Annotated in this window: 18 protein-coding genes and 1 pseudogene; 12 read left to right on the forward strand and 7 right to left on the reverse strand. The window is 71.7% G+C overall.

Going from position 1 to position 25,683, the window contains the following annotated elements; all coding sequences use genetic code 11:
• Positions 1-142: 142 nt before the first annotated feature.
• Positions 143-1,741 carry a gamma-glutamyltransferase family protein gene (locus V3T34_RS20220; protein WP_305078248.1) on the reverse strand — a complete coding sequence of 533 codons (1,599 nt, stop codon included), beginning with the start codon at positions 1,739-1,741 and terminating at the stop codon, positions 143-145.
• Between the two features lie 234 nt (positions 1,742-1,975).
• Between V3T34_RS20220 and V3T34_RS20225 the strand changes: the two genes are divergently transcribed.
• Entirely contained in the window at positions 1,976-2,155 is a 180-nt protein-coding gene (locus tag V3T34_RS20225) for a hypothetical protein (protein ID WP_060850654.1), read from the forward strand.
• Between the two features lie 13 nt (positions 2,156-2,168).
• A complete protein-coding gene (locus V3T34_RS20230) occupies positions 2,169-3,728 on the forward strand; it encodes an OpgD/OpgG family glucan biosynthesis protein (RefSeq protein ID WP_060850653.1) in 1,560 nt (519 codons plus the stop codon).
• A 265-nt stretch (positions 3,729-3,993) separates the two neighbouring features.
• Here V3T34_RS20230 and V3T34_RS20235 read toward each other — a convergent pair whose 3' ends face one another.
• Positions 3,994-6,513, reverse strand: a complete 2,520-nt coding sequence (locus V3T34_RS20235; RefSeq protein WP_305078247.1) for a glycogen/starch/alpha-glucan phosphorylase — start codon at positions 6,511-6,513, stop codon at positions 3,994-3,996.
• A 670-nt stretch (positions 6,514-7,183) separates the two neighbouring features.
• On the opposite strand from V3T34_RS20235, the gene V3T34_RS20240 reads away from it, so the two are divergent.
• The 5 genes and pseudogenes from V3T34_RS20240 (at position 7,184) to V3T34_RS20260 (ending at position 14,972) form a co-directional block, all read left to right on the forward strand.
• Positions 7,184-8,842 (forward strand): alpha-amylase family glycosyl hydrolase, encoded by a 1,659-nt coding sequence (locus V3T34_RS20240; RefSeq protein ID WP_407942740.1) that lies wholly within the window; start codon positions 7,184-7,186, stop codon positions 8,840-8,842.
• Positions 8,843-9,068: 226 nt separating this feature from the next.
• On the forward strand, positions 9,069-10,613 hold the full coding sequence (gene glgA / locus V3T34_RS20245) for a glycogen synthase GlgA (protein ID WP_082742943.1): 1,545 nt from the start codon (positions 9,069-9,071) through the stop codon (positions 10,611-10,613).
• 158 nt (positions 10,614-10,771) lie between these two features.
• Positions 10,772-11,029: pseudogene (locus V3T34_RS20250) on the forward strand (ArsR/SmtB family transcription factor); the annotation flags it as partial.
• A gap of 114 nt (positions 11,030-11,143) precedes the next feature.
• Positions 11,144-11,317, forward strand: coding sequence for a metallothionein (locus V3T34_RS20255; protein ID WP_060850933.1), 174 nt, complete (start codon positions 11,144-11,146; stop codon positions 11,315-11,317).
• Between the two features lie 100 nt (positions 11,318-11,417).
• Positions 11,418-14,972: a PAS domain-containing hybrid sensor histidine kinase/response regulator gene (locus tag V3T34_RS20260; protein WP_060850932.1), complete on the forward strand. Its 3,555-nt coding sequence runs from the start codon at positions 11,418-11,420 to the stop codon at positions 14,970-14,972.
• 19 nt (positions 14,973-14,991) lie between these two features.
• Here the strand turns inward: V3T34_RS20260 and V3T34_RS20265 are convergent, their stop codons facing one another.
• Complete coding sequence (locus V3T34_RS20265; RefSeq protein ID WP_060850650.1) at positions 14,992-15,663, reverse strand: S24 family peptidase; 672 nt, start codon at positions 15,661-15,663, stop codon at positions 14,992-14,994.
• Positions 15,664-15,810: 147 nt separating this feature from the next.
• Here V3T34_RS20265 and V3T34_RS20270 point away from each other — a divergent pair, with 147 nt between their 5' ends.
• Together V3T34_RS20270 and V3T34_RS20275 are read left to right on the forward strand one after the other, a co-directional pair.
• Positions 15,811-16,158, forward strand: coding sequence for a DUF952 domain-containing protein (locus V3T34_RS20270; RefSeq protein WP_060850649.1), 348 nt, complete (start codon positions 15,811-15,813; stop codon positions 16,156-16,158).
• Between the two features lie 2 nt (positions 16,159-16,160).
• On the forward strand, positions 16,161-17,234 hold the full coding sequence (locus tag V3T34_RS20275; protein WP_305078246.1) for a quinone-dependent dihydroorotate dehydrogenase: 1,074 nt from the start codon (positions 16,161-16,163) through the stop codon (positions 17,232-17,234).
• A 42-nt stretch (positions 17,235-17,276) separates the two neighbouring features.
• On the opposite strand, the gene V3T34_RS20280 is transcribed toward V3T34_RS20275, so the two are convergent.
• The 4 genes from V3T34_RS20280 to V3T34_RS20295 all read right to left on the reverse strand — a co-directional run bounded on the left by V3T34_RS20280 (position 17,277) and on the right by V3T34_RS20295 (position 20,398).
• The gene (locus V3T34_RS20280; protein WP_305078245.1) at positions 17,277-18,095 is read right to left on the reverse strand and encodes a class I SAM-dependent methyltransferase; all 819 of its coding nucleotides are present in this window, start codon (positions 18,093-18,095) and stop codon (positions 17,277-17,279) included.
• Between the two features lie 61 nt (positions 18,096-18,156).
• The gene (locus V3T34_RS20285; RefSeq protein WP_244533674.1) at positions 18,157-18,570 is read right to left on the reverse strand and encodes a GFA family protein; all 414 of its coding nucleotides are present in this window, start codon (positions 18,568-18,570) and stop codon (positions 18,157-18,159) included.
• Positions 18,567-19,940, reverse strand: coding sequence for an MATE family efflux transporter (locus tag V3T34_RS20290; RefSeq protein WP_305078244.1), 1,374 nt, complete (start codon positions 19,938-19,940; stop codon positions 18,567-18,569). Before V3T34_RS20290 ends, V3T34_RS20285 begins: the two co-directional genes overlap by 4 nt.
• 47 nt (positions 19,941-19,987) lie before the next feature.
• The gene (locus V3T34_RS20295) at positions 19,988-20,398 is read right to left on the reverse strand and encodes a DUF6460 domain-containing protein (RefSeq protein WP_305078243.1); all 411 of its coding nucleotides are present in this window, start codon (positions 20,396-20,398) and stop codon (positions 19,988-19,990) included.
• Between the two features lie 332 nt (positions 20,399-20,730).
• Between V3T34_RS20295 and V3T34_RS20300 the strand changes: the two genes are divergently transcribed.
• The 3 genes from V3T34_RS20300 to V3T34_RS20310 all read left to right on the forward strand — a co-directional run bounded on the left by V3T34_RS20300 (position 20,731) and on the right by V3T34_RS20310 (position 25,653).
• A complete protein-coding gene (locus tag V3T34_RS20300) occupies positions 20,731-21,681 on the forward strand; it encodes an alpha/beta hydrolase (protein WP_305078242.1) in 951 nt (316 codons plus the stop codon).
• A 21-nt stretch (positions 21,682-21,702) separates the two neighbouring features.
• A complete protein-coding gene (locus tag V3T34_RS20305) occupies positions 21,703-22,605 on the forward strand; it encodes a DMT family transporter (RefSeq protein ID WP_091889320.1) in 903 nt (300 codons plus the stop codon).
• Positions 22,606-22,818: 213 nt separating this feature from the next.
• Positions 22,819-25,653 (forward strand): PAS domain-containing protein, encoded by a 2,835-nt coding sequence (locus tag V3T34_RS20310; RefSeq protein WP_305078241.1) that lies wholly within the window; start codon positions 22,819-22,821, stop codon positions 25,651-25,653.
• Positions 25,654-25,683 lie beyond the last annotated feature (30 nt).

Below are 25,683 nucleotides of genomic sequence, written 5' to 3' on the forward strand. Positions count from 1 at the left end.
CCTTCGAGGTCAGCCCGTCTTCGATGGGCTGACGCCTCAGGATGAGGGTGTGGGTTGGACGAAAAATCTCCCGCGATACGGGGATCGTTGGTCGAGGGGGCCTGAGAAGAGGCAGGAGCCGCTGCCGAAAACTCAGGGCACCTCACACCCCCGCCGCCCCGCCATCCGAGCGTGGATCGTGGGTCGCCTCGATCCGGCCGTTGCCCGGGTGGCGCACCAGCAGGCCGGCATGGCCCAGCGAATCGATGTAGGAGCCGCCCAGCTCCTCGACCTCGTGGCCCATCCGCGACAGCGCCGCGATGCAGGCCGAGTCGAACCGGTCCTCGACCTTCACGGTCATTGAGTCCGCGCCCCAGGTGCGGCCGAACAGGAGGCGCGGCGCGTCCACCGCCTCGGCGACGCCCATGCCGTAGGTGGCGTAGCGGGTGAAGACCTGGGCCTGGAACTGCGGCTGCCCGTCGCCGCCCATGCTGCCGTAGGACATGACCCGCCCGTCGGCGAGCACGGCGAGCGCCGGGTTGAGGGTGTGGAACGGCCGCCGCCCCGGCTCCAGCGGATTGACGGCCTTCGGGTCGAGCGAGAACGCGATGCCGCGGTTCTGCCAGGTGAGGCCGGTGCGCGGCAGGACGAGGCCTGAGCCGAACTCCCAGTAGACCGACTGGATGTAGGAGACCGCGACGCCGTTGCCGTCGATCGCTCCCATCCACACCGTGTCGCCGTCGCCGACCGGGCGTACGGGATAGGGCGAGGCCCGGTCCATGCGGATCGCCGCGGCCTCGGCCGCCAGGCGCTCCGGCGCGAGGAAGGTCGCGGGGTCGTGGCGCAGGCGGTCGAAGTCGGTCACCACCGCGTCGCGGACCCGGAAGGCCCGCTTCGTCGCCTCGATCAGGCCGTGGTAATGCGCTGCCGTCTCGGGCCGGATCGCGCCCAGCCGCTCGTAGAGGCCGAGGATCATCAGCGCCGCCAGGCCCTGGCTCGGCGGCGGGCAATTGTAGACCGTCCCGCCCGAGAGCTTCAGCGACAACGGCGCCCGCGACACCGCCCGGTAGCGCGCGATGTCGGCGCGGGTGACCGGGCTGCCGGCCCGCTCCAGGTCCGCGGCGACCTCGCGGCCGACATCGCCGCGGTAGAAGTCGTCGAGCCCGGCATGGCCGAGCTGTTCGAGCGTCGCGGCGAGCGCCGGCAGCGCCCGCACCGTCCCGGCCTTTGGCGGCTCGCCGTCGACCAGGAAGGTCTCCTTGAAGCCCGGCTGGTCGTGGAGCGTGTCGAGCTCCTTCGGCACGTAGCGCGCCTCGGAGGCCGAGACCGCCACACCCTCGCGGGCGTGGCGCACGGCGTCGGACAGGATCAGGTCGAGGGGCAGGCGCCCGCCGAGGTCGCGGGCGATCCCGTGCGCGATGGCCCAGCCGCCGACCGCACCGGCCACCGTCAGGGCCGCGTCGGGCCCGCGCTCGGGGATCGTCTCGTAGCCCTTGTCGCGGTAGCGCTTGATGGTCGCGAGGCTGCCGGCCGGCCCGCAGGCCTCGATCGCCCGCACGACGCCGTTAGGCCCGCGGATCAACCAGAAGCCGTCGCCGCCGAGACCGTTCATGTGGGGGTAGACCACCGCGATGGTCGCCGCCATGGCGAGCATCGCCTCGACGGCGTTGCCGCCCTCGGCGAGGATCGCCCGGCCGGCCTCGGCGGCGAGATGGTGGGGGGCCGCGCAGGCGGCGCGGGGGAAGACGGGGGTTTCGGGCATCGGCGGTTTGGACGGCTCTCGGCTCGGATGACGGGCGGCTTGCGATGACGTTACGAAGTCGACGGGCAGGGGCCCGCGCGGTTGCGCGCAGCCGCCGGTTCAGGCTAGTCCCCGGAGCCATGAAACGATAGGCGCCTCGCGCGCCCGTCGCCCCGCCACACAGCACAAGGGTCAGGCCGCGTGCCCGCATCAGCTTCCCTCAAGCCCCGCAGCCTCGTCACCATCCTCAGCATCATGGTGCTGGTCGGCGTCGAGGTGTTCGCGGTGGCCATCGCGGCGGGCTGGGCGCTCGCCGGCATCTTCGAGCTCGGCGACACCGTCGGCCACATCCTGATGGTGCTGTTCAGCCTCTGCGCCCTCTACATCATGGTCCAGCTCTGGCGCCGGGCGACCAGCATCGAGCCGATCCGTTAAGGCGCGACCCCCGATGATCGACCGTCGTTCGCTGCTCGCCGGCGCCGCGCTCCTGCTCGCCTCCGGCCCCGAGGTCATGAGCGCCGAGCTGCCCCTCGGCACGCCGGAGCCCTTCGGCTTCGAGGCCCTGAAGGCCCGGGCGCGGGAGATGGCGGCCAAGCCCTACGCGCCGCCCGCGATTCCCGACCGCGACGTGCTGCAGGCGATCGACTACGACGCCCACGGCAAGCTGAAGTTCAAGCCCGACCACGCCCTGTGGGCGGACGGCCCGAGCGCCTTCCCGGTCACGTTCTTCCACCTCGGCCGCTACTTCCAGAAGCCGGTGCGGATGCACGTCGTCGAGGGGGGCCAAGCCCGCGAGATCGTCTACGATCCGGCCGCCTTCGAGATGCCGGCGGATTCCCCGGCGAGGCGCCTGCCGCCGAATCCGGGCTTTGCGGGTTTTCGCTTCCAGGAGCGCCGCGGCGGTCCGCTCGACTGGCGCCGCAACGACTGGGTCGCCTTCCTCGGCGCCTCGTATTTCCGGGCGATCGGCGAACTCTACCAGTACGGCCTCTCGGCCCGGGGGCTCGCCCTCGACACGGTGATGCCGGACCGCCCCGAGGAATTCCCGGACTTCACCCATGTCTGGTTCGAGACCCCGGCGGCGGATTCCGACACCGTCACGGTGATGGCGCTGCTCGACGGCCCCTCGGCCGCCGGCGCTTACCGCTTCAGGATGCGCCGCACCAAGTCGGTGGTGATGGACATCGAGGCGAGCCTGCACCTGCGCAAGGATGTCGGCCGCTTCGGCCTGGCGCCGCTGACCTCGATGTACTGGTTCTCCGAGACCGCCAAGCCCACCGCCGTGGACTGGCGCCCGGAGGTGCACGATTCGGACGGGCTGGCGCTCTGGACCGGCACCGGCGAGCGGATCTGGCGCCCCTTGCGCAACCCGCCCCGCACCATGGTGTCGGCCTTCTCGGACGAGCGTCCGCGCGGCTTCGGGCTGATGCAGCGCGACCGCCTGTTCGACCACTACCAGGACGGCGTCTACTACGACCGCCGGCCCTCGCTCTGGGTCGAGCCCCTCGGTGATTGGGGCAAGGGCAGCGTCCAGCTGGTCGAGAACGCCACCGACGACGAGATCCACGACAACGTGGTGGCGATGTGGGTGCCGGCCGAACCCGCCCGCGCCGGCTCCTCGCACGACCTCGCCTACCGCCTGCACTGGGTCGCGGGCGAACCCTACCCGAGCAACCTCGCCCGCGTCGTCGCGACCCGCGAGGGCAATGGCGGCCAGGCCGGCACCGACCGGCCGAAGGGCGTGCGCAAGTTCGTGGTCGAGTTCCTGGGCGAGCCGCTCGGCCGCCTGCCCGCCGGGGTGAAGCCGGAGGCCGTCCTCACCGCGTCGCGCGGCACCTTCCCGCTCGCCCGCACCGAGGCGGTGCCGGACGACGTGCCGGGCCACTGGCGCGCCGAGTTCGACCTCGCGGTGACGGGCGCGGAGCCGGTCGAGCTGCGGCTGTTCCTGCGGCGCGGCGACGAGACGCTGAGCGAGACCTGGACGTATCAGTATATTCCGGCGGCGTGAGCCTGCCTCGACGGATTTGACACGCGCCATCGTCATCCCGGGGCCGCGAAGCGGAACCCGGGATCCATAACCGCTGACGTTTCAGGATGATGCGGAACGCTGACCGCTTCGTTCGGCAGCGTCAGCGGTTATGGATCCCGGGTTCTCGTCTTCGACGAGCCCCAGGATGACACGGTGGAGCGAAAAGGTCGGTGACAGATATCCAAAGGAGAAGCCCCGCGGCTCGCGCCGCGGGGCTTCTCTTTTCGTCTAGGGTCGGAGGGCGTCAGCCCACCCGCACCCGCCAGATCTCCTCGGCGTATTCCCGCATCGTCCGGTCGGACGAGAACCACGCGGTCCGCGCGGTGTTGAGGATCGCCGACTTCCACCAGGTCTTGGGCCGGCGCCAGGCCGCATCGACCTCGCGCTGGGCGCGCCAGTAATCGTCGAAATCGGCGGTGAGCAGGAAGCGGTCGCCGTGAGTCAGTTCGTCGACGAGCGGGCGGAAGCGGCCCGGCTCGCCCGGCGAGAACCCGCCCGCGGCGATCATGTCGAGGGCGCCGCGCAGGCGGGCCGAGGCCGCGATGGCCCGCGAGGCGTAGCCCGGCTGGGCCTGGACCCGCTGGACGCCGGCCGCATCGAGGCCGAAGATGAAGATGTTGTCGGGACCGACATGGTCCTTGATCTCGATGTTGGCGCCGTCGAGCGTGCCGATGGTGAGCGCGCCGTTGAGGGCGAGCTTCATGTTGCCGGTGCCCGAGGCCTCGAGGCCCGCGGTCGAGATCTGCTCCGACAGGTCGGCGGCCGGGATGATCGATTCGGCGAGGCTCACCGAGTAGTTCGGCACGAAGGCGACCGTCAGGCGGCCGGCCACGTCCGGATCGGCGTTGACGCGCTTGGCGACGTCGCTGGCGAGCCGGATGATCAGCTTGGCTTGGGTATAGCTCGGCGCCGCCTTGCCGGCGAAGAGCTTGACCCGGGGCGTCCAGTCGCGGTGCGGCTCGGCCTTGATCGCCTGGTAGAGCGCGACCGTCTCCAGGATGTTGAGGAGCTGGCGCTTGTACTCGTGGATGCGCTTGATCTGGACGTCGAACAGCGCGTCGGGATCGAGGGCGATGCCGGTGCGCTCCTCGACCACGCGGGCGAGCGCTTCCTTGCGCTCGCGGCGCACCGCCGCGTAGCGCGCCTGGAAGGCGGAATCGTCGGCGAAGGCGGCGAGCCCTTCGAGGTGGCGGGGATCGTCGAGCACCTTCGCGCCGACCGCCTCGACGGCGAGCGCGGTCAGGCCCGGATTGGCGTTGTGGAGCCAGCGCCGGAAGGTGATGCCGTTGGTCTTGTTGACGATCTTGTCGGTGTCGAGGGCGTGGAGCGGCGCGAACACCGTCTGGCGCATCAGCTCGGTGTGGAGCGCCGAGACGCCGTTGACGCGGCGCGCGCCCAGGAAGGCGAGGTGGCCCATGCGGACCCGCTTGCCGTGGCTCTCGTCGATCAGCGAGACCTCGGCGAGGTGCTCGGGCGAGCTGCCGTGCTTCGACACCTCCTCGAGGTGCATCCAGTTGATCAGGTAGATGATCTGCATGTGGCGCGGCAGCAGCCGCTCCATCAGCTCCACCGGCCAGGTCTCCAGCGCCTCCGGCATCAGGGTGTGGTTGGTGTAGCCGAGCGTCTGGGTGGTGACGTGCCAGGCATCCTCCCAGGACAGACCGTGCACGTCGACGAGGAGGCGCATCAGCTCCGGCACGGCGATGGCCGGGTGGGTGTCGTTGAGCTGGATCGCGGCGTGGTCGGGCAGCGAGCGCAGGTCGCCGCGCTCGGCGACGTGGCGGCGCACCAGGTCCTGGAGCGAGGCCGAGGTGAAGAAGAACTCCTGGCGCAGGCGCAGCTCCTGGCCGGCCGGCGTCCCGTCGCTCGGGTAGAGCACCCGCGAGATCGCCTCGGCCCGGGCGCGCTCGGCCACCGCGCCGACATGGTCGCCGGCGTTGAAGCGGGCGAGGTCGATCGCTTCCGGAGCGCGGGCGGCCCAGAGGCGCAGCGCATTGACGTGCTTGGCTCCGCGGCCGATCACCGGGGTGTCGTAGGGGACCGCGCGCACGGTCTCGGCCGGGCGCCAGACGCGGCGCAGCGTGCCGTCGGGCTGGACGCTCATGGCGACGTCGCCGCCGAAACCGACCTCGCAGGCGGCCTCCGCCCGCTCGAACTCCCAGGGGTTGCCCTCGGCGAGCCAGGTCTCCGGCACCTCGCGCTGGACCCCGTCCTCGATCACCTGCCGGAAGAGGCCGTGGTCGTAGCGGATGCCGTAGCCGTAGGCCGGAATCGCGAGGCTCGCCATGCTCTCCATGAAGCAGGCGGCGAGACGGCCGAGGCCGCCATTGCCGAGCGCCGCGTCGGGCTCGGCGCCCGCCACCGCCTCGAGGTCGACGTCGAGGCCGGCGAGCGCCGCCCGCACGGTCTCGGCGACGCCGAGATTGCCCATCGCGTCGGACAGCAGGCGGCCGATCAGGAATTCGAGGGAGAGGTAGTGCACGCGCTTGGGCGGAACGATCCCGGCCGAGATGGCGCTGGCGGCGACCGCCCGGTCGCGCAGCGCCAGCGCGGTCGCCACGAACCAGTCGCGGTCGCGGGCGGTGGCGGGCGTCTTGCCGAGGGCGTAGGCGAGCTTGGCCAGGATCGCGGTGCGCATCACCGTGACGTCGTCGCCCGCGGGCACCGCAGGCGCGGCCTGCGGCATCCAGGAGCGCGGCGCCTCGGCGGCATCCCGCGAGGTCTCGTCGCGGCGGCGACCGGTCAGAACAGCATCGTTGAGCACCTGAGGAACCCCCTTCCTTGCCGTAGGTCTTCAGTTGTTGCAGCGCGATCTCGCGTCGCGTGCTCTGCAGCAAACCTTCGGCCACGGCAGCATCGTGTGGCTGTGGAACGGCGATGTCGAGACGCCGGGATCAAGCTTGACCACACGATTGTTCGCGTGTTGCTGTCCCGACACGTCTCACGGAAACGCGACTTGATTTTGGCGAACCGGCCTGAAGCGAGTGTGAACGCCTCGGAGACCGTGCGCACCTCCGACCTTAGGGTTAGGCGATGCCCCTAGGGAAGAGTTAGCCGGCGGGGCAGGGTTGCGCCCCGGTCTGGCCTCGGCGATGCCGTTTCCGCTCTTTCCGGCGGGTCGGCGTCATGCCCCTGTCTTGGCACGCCGCGATCTTGGCACGCCGTGAATCTTGGCGAGCCGTGATGCAGGATCGCCACGCTCTCGCCCCCGCGCGGGCGACGGGGGAACCGGAGGCGGGGACGCGGCTTCCCGCAAGGAAGCCGGCCGAAAATATTCGATCGCGGGCATCATGATCGCACGCGATGTATAACGGCGCTCGCCCGCCTCCTCAACCCCGGCCCGGTCCCGGCCGCATCCCGGCCCGCCCGCCGTCGCGGCGCCGGCAGGCCCGTTCCGCCCGAACCCGCCCGCGAAACCTGCTCAGGAGACCCGCATGACCGAGGACGCGAAGCCCGCCCGCCTGCTGGCGGGCGAGCTGTGGTGGAAGGCCGGCATCGTCTACCAGGTCTATCCGCGCTCGTTCCAGGACACGAACGGCGACGGCGTCGGCGACCTCAAGGGCGTGACGGCCCGGCTCGACTACCTCGCCTGGCTCGGGGTCGATGCGGTGTGGCTGTCGCCGGTCTGCCGCTCGCCGATGGCCGATTACGGCTACGACGTCTCGGATTACTGCGACATCGACCCGCTGTTCGGCACGCTGGCCGATTTCGACGCCCTGGTGGCCGAGGCGCATCGCCGGCGCCTGCGGGTGATCATGGACTTCGTGCCCAACCACACTTCGCAGGACCACCCCTGGTTCCGCGAGGCCCGCGCCTCGCGCGACAACCCCAAGCGCGACTGGTACATCTGGCGCGACCCCGGCCCCGATGGCGGTCCGCCGAACAACTGGATCAGCAATTTCGGCGGTCCGGCCTGGACCCTCGATCCGGCGACCGGCCAATACTACTACCACGCCTTCCTGCGCGAGCAGCCGGACCTGAACTGGCGCAACCCGCAGGTGCGCACCGCGATGATGGACGTGCTGCGCTTCTGGCTCGATCGCGGCGTCGACGGATTCCGGGTCGACGTGATCTGGCATCTGATGAAGGACGAGGGGCTTCGCGACAATCCGGTCAACCCGGACTACGTCGCCGGCGAGCCGGAGATCAACAGCCTCGTCCAGCTCCATTCCGCCGACCAGCCCGAGGTGATGCAGGTCATCGCCGAGATGAGGGCGGTGCTGGAGGAATACGATGCCCGGGTGCTGATCGGCGAGATCTACCTGCCGCTGGAGCGGCTGGTGGCGTATTACGGCGTCGATTTGTCGGGCGCGCACCTGCCGTTCAACTTCCAGCTGATCCAGACGCCCTGGCACGCGCCCGCCCTGGCGCGGCTGATCGAGGAATACGAGGCGGCCCTGCCCGAGGGCGGCTGGCCGAACTGGGTGCTGGGCAACCACGACCAGCCCCGCATCGCCGCCCGGGTCGGCGACGCGCAGGCCCGGGTGGCGGCGGTGCTGCTGCTCACCCTGCGGGGTACGCCGACGCTCTATTACGGCGACGAGATCGGGCTCGGCCGCGTGCCGATCCCGGCCGAGCGGGTGCGCGACCCCTGGGAGCACAACGAGCCCGGCCGCGGCCGCGACCCGGAGCGCACGCCGATGCAGTGGCAGCCCGGGCCGCAGGCGGGCTTCTCCACCGTCGAGCCGTGGCTGCCCCTCGACCCCCAGGCCCAGACCCGCAACGTCGAGGTGCTGCGCGACGAGCCCGGCTCGATCCTGACCCTGCATCGCCGCCTGATCGCGCTCCGCCGCGAGCATCCGGCGCTGAGCGTCGGCGACTACCGCCCGGTCTCGGTCGACGGCGACGTCCTGGTCTACGAGCGCCGGCACGCCGACGAGACGATCCGGGTCGCCCTCAATTTCGGGCACGGGGATTGCCAGGTCGATGCGGATATCGCCGTCGCGCAGCCCGACGGCGCCCGGGAGGGCTGGGAGGTTCTCCTGTCGAGCGCCGGCGGCCGGCGCGGCGAGCGGCCGCTCGACGGCCATTTCGCACTTGCGGGAGACGAGGCGCTCGTGCTGATCCGGCGCGCGGCGGCGGCCCAGGGCTGACCCGCGGTTTACGCGCCTAAGCTCCGACCTCACGCGGTACAGCTTTCTGCGTGGGGCGCGAAATCGGAATTTTTCTTGTCTTTTACGAGAAAAAAATTGCCGCGCCGAAATCGCATGATATTGTGCAGTGCACAGGAACCAAAGCGGGAGTCGTGCGTTGTCGTGGCAGTACGTCGCGGTTTCGTCCGCTCGCAATCCGTCCGGCTCGCGGCGTGAGGGCTCTTTCATGACATTTCCGGCGTCGGCGCGGTTGGCCTGGCAGTCGCCGGCCGTGTCGTCTGGTGGCTCCCCGCGGGAAGCCGTCGAGGGGCTGCGCGGCTCGCTCAAGCCGCGAATCCTCTACGCCACGCCGGAGATGGCGGATTTCGTGAAGACCGGCGGCCTCGGCGAGGTCGCGGCCTCGCTGCCTCGCGCCCTGCGCCAGCACTACGACGTGCGCATCCTGATCCCGGGCTACCGCCAGGTCGTGGAGCGCCATCCCGAGATCGCGGTGGTCGCCCACCTTCCCGGCGACGCCGAGATGCCGCCCTGCGACCTCGGCCTGATCGAGACCGGCGACGGCCTGCCGGTCTACGTCATCCTCAATTCCGCGCTCTACGAGCGCGACGGCTCGCCCTACGGCGACCAGGGCGCCGACTTCCCCGACAACGACCTGCGCTTCGGCCGCCTCAGCCTCGCGGCCGCCGAGCTCGCGCAGGGGATCGATCCGGACTGGCGCGCCGACCTCCTGCACCTCAACGACTGGCAGACGGCGCTGGCGCCCGCCTACCTGGCCTGGCGCGGCCTGCGCACGCCGAGCGTGCTCACCATCCACAACCTCGCCTACCAGGGCCTTTTTCCGTGGGAGACCCTCGGCCGCCTCGGTGTGCCGGAGAGCGCCTTCCACATCGACGGGGTCGAGTTCTACGGCAAGCTGTCGTTCCTCAAGGCCGGCCTGTATTACGCCTCCCACGTCACCACCGTGAGCGAGACCTACGCCCACGAGATCACCACGCCGGAATTCGGCTGCGGCCTCGACGGTCTCCTGCGCACCCGCGCCCATCAGGGGCGGCTCGCCGGCATCCTCAACGGCATCGACGAATCCTGGGATCCGCGCACCGATCCCCACCTCGCCACCCGGTTCGAGCCCGACGACTGGAAGGGCAAGCGCGCCAATGCCGATGCGGTGCGCACCCGCTTCGGCCTCGGCGTCTCGCGCGGGCCGCTCTTCGCCATCGTGTCGCGCCTCGTCCACCAGAAGGGCGTGGACCTGACGCTGGCGGCGGCCGAGTCGATCGTCGCCGAGGGCGGCCAGCTCGTCGTCACCGGCCAGGGCGAGCCGCGCTTCGAGGCCGCCTTCCTCGACCTCGCCCGGCGCCATCCCGGCTCGGTCGGCGTCCGGGTCGGCTTCGAGGAGACCGACGCGCACCGGATGTTCGCCGGCAGCGACTTCCTGCTGATGCCGTCGCGCTTCGAGCCCTGCGGCCTCGCCCAGATGTATGCCCAGCGCTACGGCTCCCTGCCGATCGTCCACCGCACCGGGGGACTGGCCGATACCGTCGAGGACGGCGTCACCGGCTTCCTGTTCGGCGAATCCTCGCTCAAGGGCCTGAGTAGCGCCATCCGCCGCGCCTTCGACGTCTTCGCCTCGAAGCGCCGCCTCGGCGCGATGCGGCGCAACGCCATGGCGCGCGAATTCGGCTGGGACCAGGCCGCCGACGGCTATTCCTCGCTCTACACCCGCGTCGTCGGCAACGGCGGCGAGCTGATGCGGGCGCGCGCCGTCGCCTGAGGCGCCGCCGCCTCTCCCATCCCGGCCTCCCAACAACAACCCCGCGCTGCCCGACGGCAGCGCGGGGTTGTTCGCGTTTGCAGCCCGCACCGATGCCGAACTCGCCGCTTGACATCTGCCCCAGCGGCATCGACACATGAGCACGTGTTCATGTGTCGATGAGAGGGCGCGTGCAGGTCCTGTCGCCCGAGCAGGTCGGTGACGTGGCGGAGGTCTTTCGGCTCCTCGGCGAGCCGAACCGCCTGCGCATCGTGCTGGCCTGCCTCGAGACGGAGCGCACGGTCGGCGAGATCGGCGAGGCCCTCGGCCTGTCGCAGTCGCTGACCTCGCACCACCTGCGCCTGCTGCGGACGGCCCGCATCCTGCGGGCGATCCGCCACGGCCGGCACGTCGCCTACGCGATCGACGACGATCACGTGCGCGACGTGCTGCGCAACATGGTGGCCCACCTCACCGAGCCGCACGACCACGACCACAGCCACGATCACAGCAACGACCACGATCGGTCCCACCGCGAGGAACCCCGACCCATGACCAGCACCAACGTCGAGACCGTGAAGTGCGCCTGCGAGGACTGCGTCTGCACGGTCCCGGTGGCGAAGGCCGTCTCCCGCGACGGCAAGGCCTTCTGCTGCGAGGAATGCGCCGAGGGCCATCCCCATCACGCCGGTTGCGACCACGCCGGCTGCACCTGCCACGGCTGAGCGTCCCGCCGGGGTCGTGCGTCCGGCCCCGGCATGCTCTAAAGGCCCCGCACATGAGCGCATCCGGGCCCCCCGCCCGGATCGGGGGATGGATGAGCCGATGATCGCGGGCTGGACGGTGGTGCTGGCGGCCCTCGTCTATATCTGCGCCCTGTTCGCGGTCGCCCACTGGGGCGACGTGGCCGGGCGGACCCTGATGCGCGACGCGCGGGTGCGGCCGACGATCTACGCCCTGTCGCTCGCGGTCTACTGCACCTCCTGGACCTTCTTCGGCTCGGTCGGGCTCGCCAGCCATACCGGCCTCGACTTCCTCACCATCTATGTCGGCCCGGTCCTGGTGATCGGGCTGGGCTACCGGCTGGTCGCCCGGGTGGTGCGGATCGCCAAGGCCCAGAACTCGACCTCGATCGCCGACTTCATCGCCGCCCGCTACGGCAAGAGCGAGCGCATCGCCGCCCTGGTCTGCCTGATCGCCGTGGTGGGGGCCGTGCCCTACATCGCCCTGCAGCTGCGGGCGGTGGCGGCCTCGCTCCAGGTCTTCCTGCGCACCACCGACGGGGTGGGGGTGTCGGCCGGCATGCTGGGCGATCTCGGGCTGTTCGTCGCCCTGGTCCTGGCGGGCTTCGCGGTCGCTTTCGGCACCCGCCATGCCGACGCCACCGAGCACCAGGACGGGCTGACCCTGGCGGTCGCGCTCGAATCCCTCGTCAAGCTGGTGGCCTTCATCACCGTCGGCGGCTTCGTGGTCGGCTGGATGCTGCGCGACGTGCCGGCCCCGCCCGTCTCCGACGTCTCCCTCCGCACGCTGGTCGGGCAGACCTCGGGGCCCGCGACGCTGGTCGTCCAGGTCCTGCTCTCGGCCGCCGCCGTGCTGCTGCTGCCGCGCCAGTTCCACATGGCGGTGGTGGAGAACCGGGCGGTCGCGGATGTCGGGCGCGCCGCCTGGACCTTCCCGCTCTACCTCGTGCTCATCAACCTGTTCGTGGTGCCGCTCGCGCTCGCCGGCCTCGCGCTCTTCCCTGAGGGCACGGTCCAGCGCGACATGACCGTGCTGGCGCTCCCCCTGCACGAGCGGGCCGACGGCATCGCGCTCGTCGCCTTCATCGGCGGGCTCTCGGCGGCGACCGCGATGGTGATCGTCGAGTCGGTCGCGGTGGCGATCATGATCTCCAACCACCTCGTCATCCCGGTGACGCTGCGCCGCCGCAACCTCGTGGCCGGCGCCTCGCCGTCGCCGGAGCCCGGCGCCTCGGATCTCGGCGGCTACGTGCTGGTGGTGCGCCGGATCGCGATCGTCGCGGTGGTGCTGGTGGCCTACGCCTATTCGCGGGTCGCCGGCGAGGTCGCCCTCGCCTCGATCGGGCTCCTGTCCTTCGCCGCCGTGGCGCAGATCGGCCCGGCCTTCATCGGCGCGCTCTACTGGGGCCGCGGCACCGGCACCGGTGCGGCGGCGGGCCTGATCGTCGGGTTCGCGGTCTGGCTCTACACCCTGCTGCTGCCGAGCCTCGTCACCGGGGAGGGCTGGGCGGCCTCGCTCATCGCCGACGGCCCGTTCGGCATCGATGCCCTGAGCCCGACCGCCCTGATGGGCATCGAGGACGTGCCGCGCCTCGTCCACGGCACGCTGTGGAGCCTCGGCCTCAACACGCTCGCCTACGTGGCGTTCTCGCTCCTGCGCCCGCCGAGCGCGATCGAGCGGCTGCAGGCCGAGGCCTTCGGTCAGGTTTCGGGGCAAGTCTCGGGCTTCGACGAGGCCGGTCCCGTCGCGCCGAGCTTCCGGCTGTTTCGCAGTGCCGTCACCCTGGGCGAGCTGCGCGCCACGGTCGCCCGCTTCCTCGGCGAGGAGCGGGCGTCGCGCGCCTTCCGGGACTTCGCGCAGGCGCAAGGCCGCAGCCCGATGCCGGACGACGCGGTGGCGGGCCTGCCCGAGCTGCGCCACGCCGAGCACCTCCTCGCCTCGGCGATCGGCGCCTCCTCGGCCCGCCTCGCCCTGTCGCTGGTGCTGCGCCGGCGCAACGTGTCGCCGCGGGCGGCCCTGAAGCTCCTCGACGACGCCTCGGCGGCGTTCCAGTACAGCCGCGACATCCTCCAGCACGGCCTCGATCACGCCAAGCAGGGCATCACGGTCTTCGACCGCGACATGAAGCTGATCGTCTGGAACCGCGCCTTCGCCGACCTCTACGACCTGCCGGCCGGGATGATCCGTACCGGCATCGGGCTCGAGGCGATCGTGCGCTACAATGCCGGCCGCGGCGCTTACGGGGTGCGCGACGCCGACACCCTGGTGGCCGAGCGCATCGCCGCCTTCCGGCTCGAATCCGGGCCACAGCGCCTGCGGCTGCACCCGAGCGGCCGGGTGATCGAGATCCGAGCGAACCTGCTGCCGAACGGCGGCGTGGTGGCGACCTATACCGACGTCACCGATTCGGTCGCCGCCGAGGAGGCCCGCACCCGCCTCAACGAGGAGCTGGAGAGCCGGGTGCGCGAGCGCACCGAGGAGCTGACGCGCCTCAACGCCGCGCTCACCCGGGCCAAGGCCGAGGCCGAGGACGCCAACGCCTCGAAGACCCGCTTCCTGGCGGCGGCCAGCCACGACATCCTCCAGCCCCTCAACGCCGCGCGCCTCTACGCCAGCGCGCTCGTCGAGCGCGATCGCGGCACCGACCCGACGCTCGCCGAGAACGTCGACGCCTCCCTCGACGCCGTCGAGGAGATCCTGACCGCGCTCCTCGAGATCTCGCGCCTCGATACCGGCTCGCTCAAGCCCCAGCTCTCGATCGTGCGGGTCTCCGACCTCTTCCGCCAGGTCCAGCGCGAGTTCGGCCCGATGGCGCAGGAGAAGGGCCTGGACCTCACCGTCCTGCCCTCGTCGCTCGCCGTGCGCTCGGACCGGCAGCTGCTGCGGCGCCTGCTCCACAACCTGGTCTCGAACGCCATCAAGTACACGCCGGAAGGGCGCGTGCTCGTCGGCGCGCGGCGGCGCGGCGACCGGGTGGTGCTGATGGTGTGCGATACCGGGCTCGGCATCCCGGCCGCCCAGCAGCGGCTGGTCTTCCGCGAGTTCCAGCGCCTCGACCAGGGCGCCCGGGTCGCCCGCGGCCTCGGCCTCGGCCTCTCGATCGTCGAGCGGACCGCGCGGCTCCTCGACCATCCGGTCGGGCTCAAGTCGCAGCCCGGCCGCGGCTCGGCCTTCTCGGTCGCGGTGCCGGGCGCGCCGGTGCGGCCGGCCCTCGAGGCGCAGGGCGAGGCGCCGCGCCCCGCCACCGTGCCGCTCGCCGGCCTCACGGTGCTCGCGGTCGACAACGAGCCGGCGATCGTCGACGGGATGCGGGTGCTGGTCGGCAGCTGGGGCTGCGCGCTCCACACCGCCGGCTCGCTCAGCGAGGCCCTCGCCCTGGTGCTCGGCGGAGCGCTGCGCCCGGACGTGATCGTGGCCGACTACCACCTCGACCACGGCACCGGCCTCGACCTGATCGTGTCCCTGCGGGCCGCGCTCGCCGCTGACATCCCGGCGGTGCTGCTCACCGCCGACCGCTCGCCCGACGTGCGCGACGCGGCGGCCGCGCAGCGTGTCCAGGTGCTGAACAAGCCGCTCAAGCCCGCTTCCCTGCGCGCCCTCCTGACCCAGTGGCGCGGCCGTCAGGCGGCGGAATAGCCCGGACGCCCGCGTCCGGTCAGTGCCGCACCCACATCACCCGCGCCATCCAGGCGATCTCGGCGGCCGGGATCACCCGGTCGGGCGCGCCGGGGAGGGGCCCGCTCAGCTCGGCGGCCCGGGCGGTGCGGCGCCGGAGCTCGGCGGCCAGGATGCCGCCCCCGTCCAGGCACGTCACCACCCGGTCGCCCTCGCGCATCGCCGCCGTCGGGGAGAGCACGAGCACGTCGCCCTCGCGGTAGAGCGGCGTCAGGGCGCCGCCCCGGACCTCGATGGCAAAGCAGCCGTCCTCGTCGAGGCCCGGCAGCGCCATCTCCTGCAGGACGCTGCCCCGGCCCGGCAGGCCGTTGGCGCCGAGATGCCCGGCCGCGCTCCCGCAGTCGATCACCGGCACGGTGACGCGGGCCTCGCAGGGCTGGATCGCACCCGGGCGGGACGCCGACGGGGCGGGCGCCGGGCCGCGCGGCTCGATCAGGCGCAGGAACTCGTCGAGGCTCGCCCCGGTGGCGGCCAGGACCTTCGAGACGGATTCCGTCGAGGGCCAGCGCTTGCGCCCGTCGGGGCTGATCCGCTTCGAGCGGTTGAAGCTCGTCGCGTCGAGGCCGGCGCGCCGCGCGAGGCCGGAGGCCGTGAGATTGTTGCGTTGAGCCAGGTGATCGATCGCGGACCAGATTCGCTCGTGGGACAGCATTGGAAACCTGGTCTGACGCCCTCGGTGGTCGCCACCGGACTATCAAATGTAAACTACCGAACCTTCGCGGAAAGGCAACGGCGTTGCCGCGCCGTCCCGCGGCCGCTATCGCTCGCCCGCCCACCCTTCAGGAAGCCCGCGGCGCCCATGTCCCTCATCTACAAGATCTGCCCCGCCGCCCTGTGGCGGGAGGCCGAGGCCGCCGGCCGGTTCGACGGCGCGCCGGTCGATCTGGCGGACGGCTACATCCATTTCTCGACCGCCGCGCAGGCGCGAGAGACCGCCGCCAAGCATTTCTCGGGACAGGACAATCTTCTCCTCGTCGCGGTCGAGGCCGAGGCGCTGGGAGAGGCCCTGCGCTTCGAGCCGTCCCGCGGCGGCGCGCTCTTCCCGCACCTCTACGGCCCGCTGCCCACCTCCGCCGTCGCCTGGGTCGCGCCGCTGCCGGCCGGACCCGACGGCGGCCATGTTTTCCCAGATTCCATCGGAGGTTGACCGTGCTTGACGCCGTCTTCCCGCTCGTCCGTCCGCTCCTGCACGCCCTCGACCCCGAGACCGCCCACACGCTGACCCTGGGGAGCCTCGCGCGCCTTCCCCTACGTGATCCGCCGGCCGACGACCCGCGACTCTGCGTAACGGTTATGTCGCGGGCTTTCCCCAACCCGGTCGGCCTCGCGGCCGGGTTCGACAAGGGCGCCCAGGCGCCCGACGCGCTCCTCGGGCTCGGCTTCGGCTTCGTCGAGGTCGGCGGGGTGGTGCCCCGCCCGCAGCCCGGCAACCCGCGGCCGCGGGTGTTCCGGCTGCCGGAGGACGGGGCGGTGATCAACCGGTTCGGCCTCAACAGCGAGGGGCTGGCGGCGGTGCGCGCCCGCCTCGAGGCCAGGCGCGGCCGGCCGGGCCTCGTCGGAGCGAATATCGGAGCGAACAAGGAGGCGACGGACCGGCTGGCCGACTACGTCGCCTGCACCCGCGCTCTGGCCGGCCTCGTCGACTTCATCACCGTCAACGTCTCCTCGCCCAACACCCCGGGCCTGCGCGACCTCCAGGGCGAGGCCTTCCTCGACGACCTGCTCGCCCGGGTGGTCGCGGCCCGCGACGAGACGGCACCGGGCACCGCCGTGCTGCTCAAGATCGCCCCGGATATCGGCCTCGACGGCCTCGACGCGATGACCGCCACCGCCCGGCGCCGCGGCGTCGACGCCCTCGTGGTCTCGAACACCACCGTGGCGCGGCCCGCGAGCCTGCGGGGGGCCGCGAAGGCGGAGACCGGCGGCCTGTCCGGCCGGCCGCTGTTCTCGCCCGCGACCCGGCTCCTCGCCGAGGCCTACCTGCGGGTCGGCACCGCTCTGCCGCTGATCGGCGTCGGCGGGGTCGATTCGGCGGAGGCCGCCTGGACCAAGATCCGGGCCGGGGCGAGCCTGGTCCAGCTCTATTCCGCGCTCGTCTATGCCGGCCCGGGCCTCGTGCGCGACATCAAGGCCGGGCTGGTCGAGCGGATGGAGCGGGAGGGGCTGCGGAGCCTCGCCGGCGTCGTCGGCCGCGACGCGGCGGAGCTGGCGAAGTCGGCCTGACGGGCCAAAGGGGGTCCGGATGCAACCTTTCCGGAGCCCGCTTCACAGCTCCGGGTTCGTCGGCTCGGTGCGCCGGGCCACGACGGTGTAGCAGAGGCGCTTCTGCCCGAGCAGCGACTGGCGGTGATACGTCACCGCCGATTCGCCGAAGCCGAGGATCGCCAGCAGCTCCTGCATCGTCGTCGGCGCGATGGTCCACCAGGCATCGAAGCGTATCCGCTGGTCGCTGCGCGGCAGCAGGAAGACCGGCAGGCCGAGGCGGCGCGGCAGGAAGCGCAGGAGATGCAGGGATTTCGGCAGCATCTCGGTCACCACCACGGTCTCGCGGGTGAGCCGCAGGACGCTATGCAGCGCCCGGAACGGGTCGCGCAGGCGGGTGAGCGCGTTGCCCAGCACCGCGACGTCGACCGGGCCGACCTCCGCCGGCACCTCGTAGAGCGAGCCGCCGGCCCGCCGCGCCCGGGAGCCGAGGGCGGCGTGGGCGTACCAGTAGGCGTTCTCGAACCGGCGCAGGTGGTTGCGGATCTCCGGCGCGATCACGGCGCGCTCGAAATCCGGGTAGGGCACCATCTCCCAGCAGGCCTCGCCGGAAAAGTCGTAGGCCACCACCTCGGCGCCCCGCGCCTCCATGGCGAAGCCGAGAAAGCCGCTGGTGGCGCCGAAATCGAGCACGCGCTTGCCCGCCACCGCGACGCCGCCGAGATAGGCGTCGAGCCCCGCCCGCAGGTCCCAGGTCCCCGGCACGGTGCCGTGGCCGGGCAGGTCGATGGTGTGGTTGAACGTGCACGCCGCCCGGTCGTCCACCGCCCGGGGCGGCAGGAACGGGGGCTCGGGCTGCGCGGGCGGGGCCGCCGTCGTCATGCGGGGTTCATCTCGCGGGGTTCGTCTCGTGAGGCGGCGGGTTCGGGCGAAAGGGTGGGGGTCAGGCGTCGTCCCGCGCCGCCGGATAGGCCGGGAGCCCCTCCGGCAGGGCGACCCAGGACAGCCGCCGGGAGACCCAGACGTGGTCGCGCGGGGGATACCGCTCCGGGTCGTCGAGGCTCGCCAGGGTCAGGTCGATCTCGTCCGGCAGGGCGTCGGCCCGGTAGGCCAGCGGCGTGCCGCAGGACGGGCAGAAGGCGCGCTCGGCCCGCGGGCTCGAGCGTGACCAGGCGGGAGGGCCGGCGGTGAAGCGGCAGGCATCGCGCCGCACGGTGAGCCAGCCGACCATCGGCGCGCCGGTGGCGGCGCGGCAATCGGTGCAGTGGCAGACGGTCCGGTTCCACGGCTCGCCGTCCGCCGCGTAGCGGACCGCGCCGCAGCGGCAGCCGCCGGCGATCGGCCCCGCGGCGCTCACCGGGCCGCCTCGGCCGCCCGCCCGGCCGGGGCCCGCGGGAAGGCGCCGGCGACGAGCCTCGGATAGAGCAGCGCCTGGCCGAGGCCGCGGGCGGCCAGGAAGGCCAGCATGGCGAGCCACAGCCCGGTATTGCCGGCCCCCCGCGTCAGCGCCAGCACCGCGACGTCGACGGCGAGCGCGGCGAGCATCAGGTTGCGCATCGGCCGGGTCCAGGTCGCCCCGACATAGACCCCGTCGAACGCGAAGGCGGCCGCCGCCGCGACCGGCGTGAGGGCGGCGTAGACGAGGTAGTCGCGGGCGACGGCCCGCACCTCCGGCGCGGTGGTGATCGCGTCGATGAACGACCCGCCGACGACCAGGAACAGGCCCGAGACCGCGAGCGCGAAGCCGAGGCACCAGCCGAGCGACAGCCGCACCGCGGCCCGGAACCGGCCCTCGTCGCGGGCGCCGAGCGCCTGGCCGCACAGGACCTCGGCGGCGGTGGCGAACCCGTCGAGGAAGAAGCTGCCGACGAGGAAGAGGTTCTGCAGCACCGCGTTGGCGGCGAGCGTCGCGTCCCCGGACCGCGCCCCGAGGGCGGAGAAGAGCGCGAGCGCGGTGATCAGCGCCAGGGTGCGCACCATCACGTCGCCGTTGACCGCCAGCATCCGGGTGAGGCCGGCTCGCTCGACGATCTCGGCGACGGGGACCCGCCAGGGCCGGGAGCCGAGGCGGTGGAGCACCGCGAGCCCCAGCGCGGTGCCGGCGATCTCGGCCAGCACCGTGGCGAGCGCCGCTCCGGCGACGCCGTAATCCGCCCGGAGCACGAACAGCAGGGTGAGCACGACGTTGACGGCGTTGATGGCGACCTGGAGCCCGAGCCCGAGATCGGTGCGGCCGCGCCCGAGGGTCGAACCGAGGATCGCGTAGTTCGCGAGCGTGAACGGCGCGCACCAGATCCGCACGGCGAAATAGGCCGAGAGGGCGCCGGTCACCGCCGGGCTGGCGCCGAACAGCCGCACGGCCGCCGCGGCGAGGGGGCCCTGCAGCGCCACCATGACGAGGCCGACCGCCAGCGCCGCGGCGAGCGCCCGGGCGAGCGTCCGGTCGATCTCGGCGGCGTTGCCGGCCCCGGTCGCCTGCGCGGTGAGGCCCGCGGTGGCCATGCGCAGGGCGCCGAAGGTCCAGAACAGGTAGTCGAACGCCACCGCGCCGAGCGCCAGCGCCCCGAGGAGCGCCGCGTCGCCGAGCCGCCCGACCGCCGCCGTCCCGACGAGGCCGAGGAGCGGCGTCGTGACGTTGGCGAGCGTGATCGGCACGGCGAGCGCCAGCATGCGGCGATGCGTGACCTCCGGGCCCGCAATGCCCGGGCCCGCGGCGGCAGGGTTCATCGATCGTGTTCCGATACTCTCTTGCCGATCCTGACCCGCAGGAGCCTTCAGCGGCTGCGGGCGAAGACGCGCGACAGGAGCCAGAGCGGCACCACCACCACCGCGCCGGCGACGAACCAGCGGCCGGCATCGTGGAAGGTGTCGAAGCTCAGTTCGAGCAGCGAGCGCACGGTGTCGTAGGCCTGGGCGAACAGCAGGCCGGGCGTGACCCCGAGCATCGCCATGCCGGCGCCGACGAGGACCGACAGGAAGACCAGCCGCAGCAGGACCGCGCCGGGCGAGCCGCCCAGGAAGCGGTGCAGGCCCGAGGAGCGACGATCGCGGTAGGCCCCGGGACCCGGATCGAAGCCGGCAGGCCCCTGGCCGTAGGGATTCTGGCCGTGGGGATCTTGGCCGAGAGGGCCCTGACCACGGGGACCCTGGCCGCCGAAGGGCCGCTGGAATCTCTGCTCGCTCATGTGTCCTCGCGACCCCTCGCCGTTGTACCTGTCCGGACCTGTAAAGCGGCGATGCGCCCCGACCGTGGCGGGATTGTCACAGATTGGACGAAACCCGGCGCGACCTGGCGCATTGCACCGTTTGGCAATCCACACCTGAGATGGCAACCTTCGCGGATTATCCCAAGATGCCCCTCTCACGAGGCTCATGCCGAGATGCCCAAGCTCAGATGCCCGGTGTGACAGCACGAGCCTGAACGGGACGCATCCGAATACGCCGGGCCGGACGAGGGCCCCCCGCAACCCCGAGACGCCCCGCCCCGGCGCGGCGCCGCGAGATTGATACCCCGAGCATGATCGACCACGCGCTCTTCGACCCGGCGAAAACGGATCCCGACGCCGAGCGGCTGAACCGGGAGATCATCGCCGCGCAGGCCCAGGCGCCCGACCCGTGGTCGATGCCGGTGGCCGAGGTGCGCGAGCGCCGCCGCCGCGGCAGCATCGCCTACCCGGCGATGCCGCGCAGCGCCCGCGCCGAGACGATCACGATTGCCGGCCCCGGCGGACCGCTGACCCTCCGGGTGATCCGGCCGCAGCGCAAGGCCCGGGGCGCCTACCTGCACATCCATTCCGGCGGCTGGGTCTGGGGCGGGGCCGACGAGCAGGATCCCTGGCTCGAGCGCATCGCCGAGCGGTGCGGCTTCGTCTGCGTCTCCGTCGAGTATCGCCTCGCCCCCGAGCACCCCTACCCGGCGCCGATCGACGATTGCGAAGCGGCGGCGCTCTGGCTCTACCGCGAGGGCCGCTCGCTGTTCGGGGTCGAGGCCCTGACCATCGGCGGCGAATCGGTCGGCGCGCACCTGAGCGTGATGACTCTCCTGCGCCTGCGCGACCGTCACCGGCTGCCGAAAGCCTTCCGGGGCGCCAACCTGTTCTCCGGCCTCTACGACCTCGGCGTGACCGCGAGCGCCCGCAACTGGGGCGACGAGCGCCTGGTCCTCAACTCCACCGACGTGCGCCGCTTCGCCGACGGCTTCGTGCCCGAGGGCGTCGCCCGGCGTTCCCCCGACGTCTCGCCGCTCTACGCCGACCTCGCCGGCCTGCCGCCGGCGCTGTTCTCGGTCGGCACCCGCGATCCGCTCCTCGACGACACGCTGTTCATGTCGATGCGCTGGGCCTCGGCCAACAACGGCGGCTATACGTCGGTCTATACCGGCGGCTGCCACGTCTTCATCCGCTACAACCTGGCGATGACCCAGCGGGCCCTGGAGCTGATCGAGCGGTTCCTGATGGCGCTGGCGTGAGGGCGGCGTAGGGACCCCGGCGTGGCGCCGGGCCGCGCGGCGGCGCTCGCCTACGCGCTCCTGACCTTCGCGACGCTGCTCTGGGCCGGCAACGCGGTGGCGAGCAAGGTCGCGGTCGGCCTCGTCTCGCCCCAGGCGCTGGTGGCCCTGCGCTGGTCGATCGCGCTCACCGCCATCGCGGTCCTGGCCGGGCGCGAGACGATCCGCCACCGCACGACCCTGCGGGCGCACTGGCCGATGATCCTCCTGATGGGCGGGTTCGGCTATACCGGCTTCAACGCGCTGACCTACGAGGCGGGGGCCATGACCAGCGCGGTCAACCTGGCGCTGATCGAGGGCACGATCCCGGTCCTGGTGCTCGTCCTCAACTTCCTCGTCCGGGGCGTGCCGGTGCGGGGCGGCCAGCTCCTCGGCGCCGCCATCACGCTCGGCGGGGTGGTGCTGGTGGTGAGCCACGGCGATCTCGCCCGGCTCGCCGCCCTCGACCTCAACCGCGGCGACCTCCTGGCCGCACTCGCCTGCCTGTTCTATGCCGGCTACACCGTCGCCCTGCCGGCGCGCCCGGCGGTGCCGGCGCTCGCCTTCTTCGCCGCCATGGCGGTGGCGGCCTGGGCGACCTCGCTGCCGCTCCTTCTCGGCGAATGGGCGAGCGGCCGCACCCTGTGGCCCGGCGCCGCCGGCTGGGGGCTGATCGCCTTCACGGCGCTCGGGCCGTCGCTGGCGGCGCAGCTCGCCTACATGCGCGGGGTCGCGACGCTGGGCCCCAACCGCGCCGGCCTGTTCAACAACCTCGTCCCGGTCTTCGGGGCGCTCCTGGCGGTGGGGCTGGTGGGCGAATCCTTCGGGCTCGTCGAGGCGGCGGCGCTCGCCCTGGTGCTGGGTGGAATCGCGGTGGCGGAGTTCTTCGGGCGCAAGGCGGCTTGAGCCGCCGCTCGGACGCACGGTCGATCATGACCGCGTGAATGACCGCTGGGGATGGTAAGCGCACCGATCCGCAGCATCCAGGAGCGGCTCGCGACCTGGTACATGTATGCATCTGGACCGACCGCTAACCGAAACCGGCTGGCAAAGCGGAACGTCGCCGCTACAAACGAGATGCAGACGGGTGGGAAGGGCTCGCCGTGCGTGTGAGCTGCCGTGACGCAAATCGACCCCCTTGGCCATTCCATCGCCGATCCGGACCGGCTCGCGGCTCTCGATGCCTTGGCGGTGCTCGGCACCCCGACCGAGCAGAGCTTCGATGACGTTGCGCGCCTCGCTTCTCGCCTCTGTGGGGCACCCGTCGCTCTCGTCAGCCTCGTCGCCGCCGATCGACAGTGGTTCAAGGCCAATGTCGGCTTCCCGCGCTGCGAAACCGGCCTTGAGGGCTCGGTCTGCAAGTTCGCGCTCGCCGAGCCCGACCTGCTCGTCATCCCGGACCTCGCCGCTGATCCGCGCACGGCATCAAACCCCCTCGTCACGGGAGAGCCCCATATCCGCTTCTACGCCGGAGCGCCGCTGCGCCTGACGGACGGCGCAGTCGTCGGCTCGCTATGTGTCATCGATACCGTTTCACGGCCCGAAGGGCTGACCCCGCAACAGGGCGACGACCTGCGCGCCTTGGGCCGCCAAGTGGTCCTCCTGCTCGAGGCGCGACGATCGATGGCCCGCGACAGGGCCGAGGCCGTCGAGAAGAGGGAAGCGCAGGCCTCCGCGCTCGCGCGCGCCGCAGTGAGCGAGGCGCAGAACGTCTCCCTCCGCATCAACGACCAACGCTCGCGCTCCGCCCAAGAGGCCGGTGGCGTCGGCACGTTCGAGCTGATCGTCGCTTCCAGCATGATGCAGGTTTCGGCCGAGTTCTGCCGCCTGTACGGTGTGGCGGTTGCGCCCCTCTACTCGGCCGCGACCTTCGAGGCGCTGGTGCTGCCCGAGGACGCCAACGTGCGCTCCCGCGACGCGAGCCGCGAGGACGGCAGCGCAGCGCTCGATGTCGAGTACCGCATCCACCGGGCGGACGACGGCGAGTTGCGTTGGATCGCACGTCGGGCGAGCTTCGCCCGCGACGAGCATGGGACCGTCGTCGGCATGTTCGGGACCGTCCGGGACGTCACCGAGCGCCGCAAGGTGCAGGACGCCCTCCACGCCAGCGAGGCACTGGCTCGGGAGAACGTCCAGCGCGTCCAGCTGGCGCTGGCGGCCGGGGCGATCATCGGCACCTGGAATTGGGACATTCCCTCGGACCGCTTCACCATCGACGAAGCCTTCGCCCAGGCCTTCGGCCTTGACCCGGCCCTCGGACGTAAAGGCATCCCGCTCGCTCAGATCGTCGCCACCGTGCATCCCGACGACAAGCGCGGGTTATCGACCGCCATCACCACCGCTATTTTGCGTGGCGGTGCCTACGCCCATCAGTACCGGGTGCGCCGCACGGACGGGCGCTACTACTGGATCGAGGCCAACGGTCGGGTCGACAGGGCGGAGGATGGTACACCCCTGAGCTTCCCTGGCGTCCTGCTCGATATCGAGGAGCGACGCACTGCCCAGGCCGCGCTGACCGCGAGCGAGAACCGATTGAGGGCGCTCGTGACTGCGGGCGCACAGTCCGTCTACCGGATGAGCCCCGACTGGCAGGAGATGCGCCAGCTCGACGGACGTGGCTTCCTCGCCGACACGGTCGTGCCAAGCGTGCACTGGCTCGACCTGTACATCGATCCCCCCGACCGCCCGGAGGTAATGGCAGCGATCGATGATGCGATCCGGCGCAAGGGCACGTTCGAGCTTGAGCATCGGATGCGGCGAGCCGACGGAAGCTTCGGCTGGATGCTCTCGCGCGCCGTCCCTCTCTTCGAGGAGCACGGCGAGATCGCGGAGTGGTTCGGGGCGGCGAGCGACGTGACCGCCCGTCGAACCGCCGAGGCGCGGCAGGCAGCATTGGTCGAGATGGGCGACCAGTTGCGCGACCTTGGCACGGTGCCCACCATCGTACACGCAGCGGCCGGTATCGTCGCGCGGGTGCTCGGTGCAACACGTGCCGGTTATGGCTTGGTCGATGTCGCACGCGAGACGGTAGAGATCCCATCCGATTGGTGCGCACCGGGGATTGCCTCAGTCGCGGGTCTGCACGACTTCCGCGACTACGGCTCATACATCGAGGACCTGCGGCGCGGCGCAGCCGTCCTGATCGGGGATGTAGAGCGCGATCCGCGCACTCAGAACAGCGTGGCGATGCTGCTCGCGATCGGTGTGCGGACGCTGATCAACGTGCCCGTGATGGAGCGCGGGCGCCTCGTCGGGATTGGCTTCATCCACTCCGATCGACCTCACGCCCTTTCAGCCGAGGAATTGGCCTTTGTGCGGGCCGTAGCTGATCGGATCCAGGTCGCTGTGGCGCGCGTGCAGGCGGAGGCGCAGCAAGTGCTGCTGAACGGCGAGCTGTCGCACCGGCTCAAGAACACCCTGTCGATGGTGCAGGGTATCGCCAGCCAGACGCTACGCAGCGTACCGGACCAAGCCCCGGTCCAGGCTTTCACGCAGCGGCTGGTAGCCCTGTCGCAGGCGCACGATGTGCTCTTGCAGGACAGCTGGACATCCGCACCGATGCGCGCCGTCGTCGACCGTGTGCTGGCGGTACAAGCGCCCCTGGAGCGCTTCCGGATCGATGGTCCCAACCTGTCGCTGGCCCCTCAGGCGACACTGTCGCTCTCGATGTTGCTGCACGAGTTGACCACGAACGCCGTAAAGTATGGTGCGCTCTCGACAGAAGCGGGGACGATCAGTGTTGCCTGGCGGGTCGAGGATGACGACGATCGAACGGCCGTGCTGACCTGGCGGGAGCGCGGTGGTCCGCCAGCGCAGGCACCAACGCGTCGTGGTTTCGGAACGCGGTTGATACAGCTCGGACTGGTGGGAACCCGTGACACTCGGCTGAGTTATAGCTCGTTGGGCTTCGACGCTGAATTTCGGGCGCCCAGCTCAGAGGTAGTAGCGTCGTGATCCGGGCGGTGACGGGTTCTCTCGAGGGGA

Source organism: Methylobacterium ajmalii, assembly GCF_036448855.1.
GTDB classification, from domain to species: Bacteria; Pseudomonadota; Alphaproteobacteria; order Rhizobiales; family Beijerinckiaceae; genus Methylobacterium; species Methylobacterium ajmalii.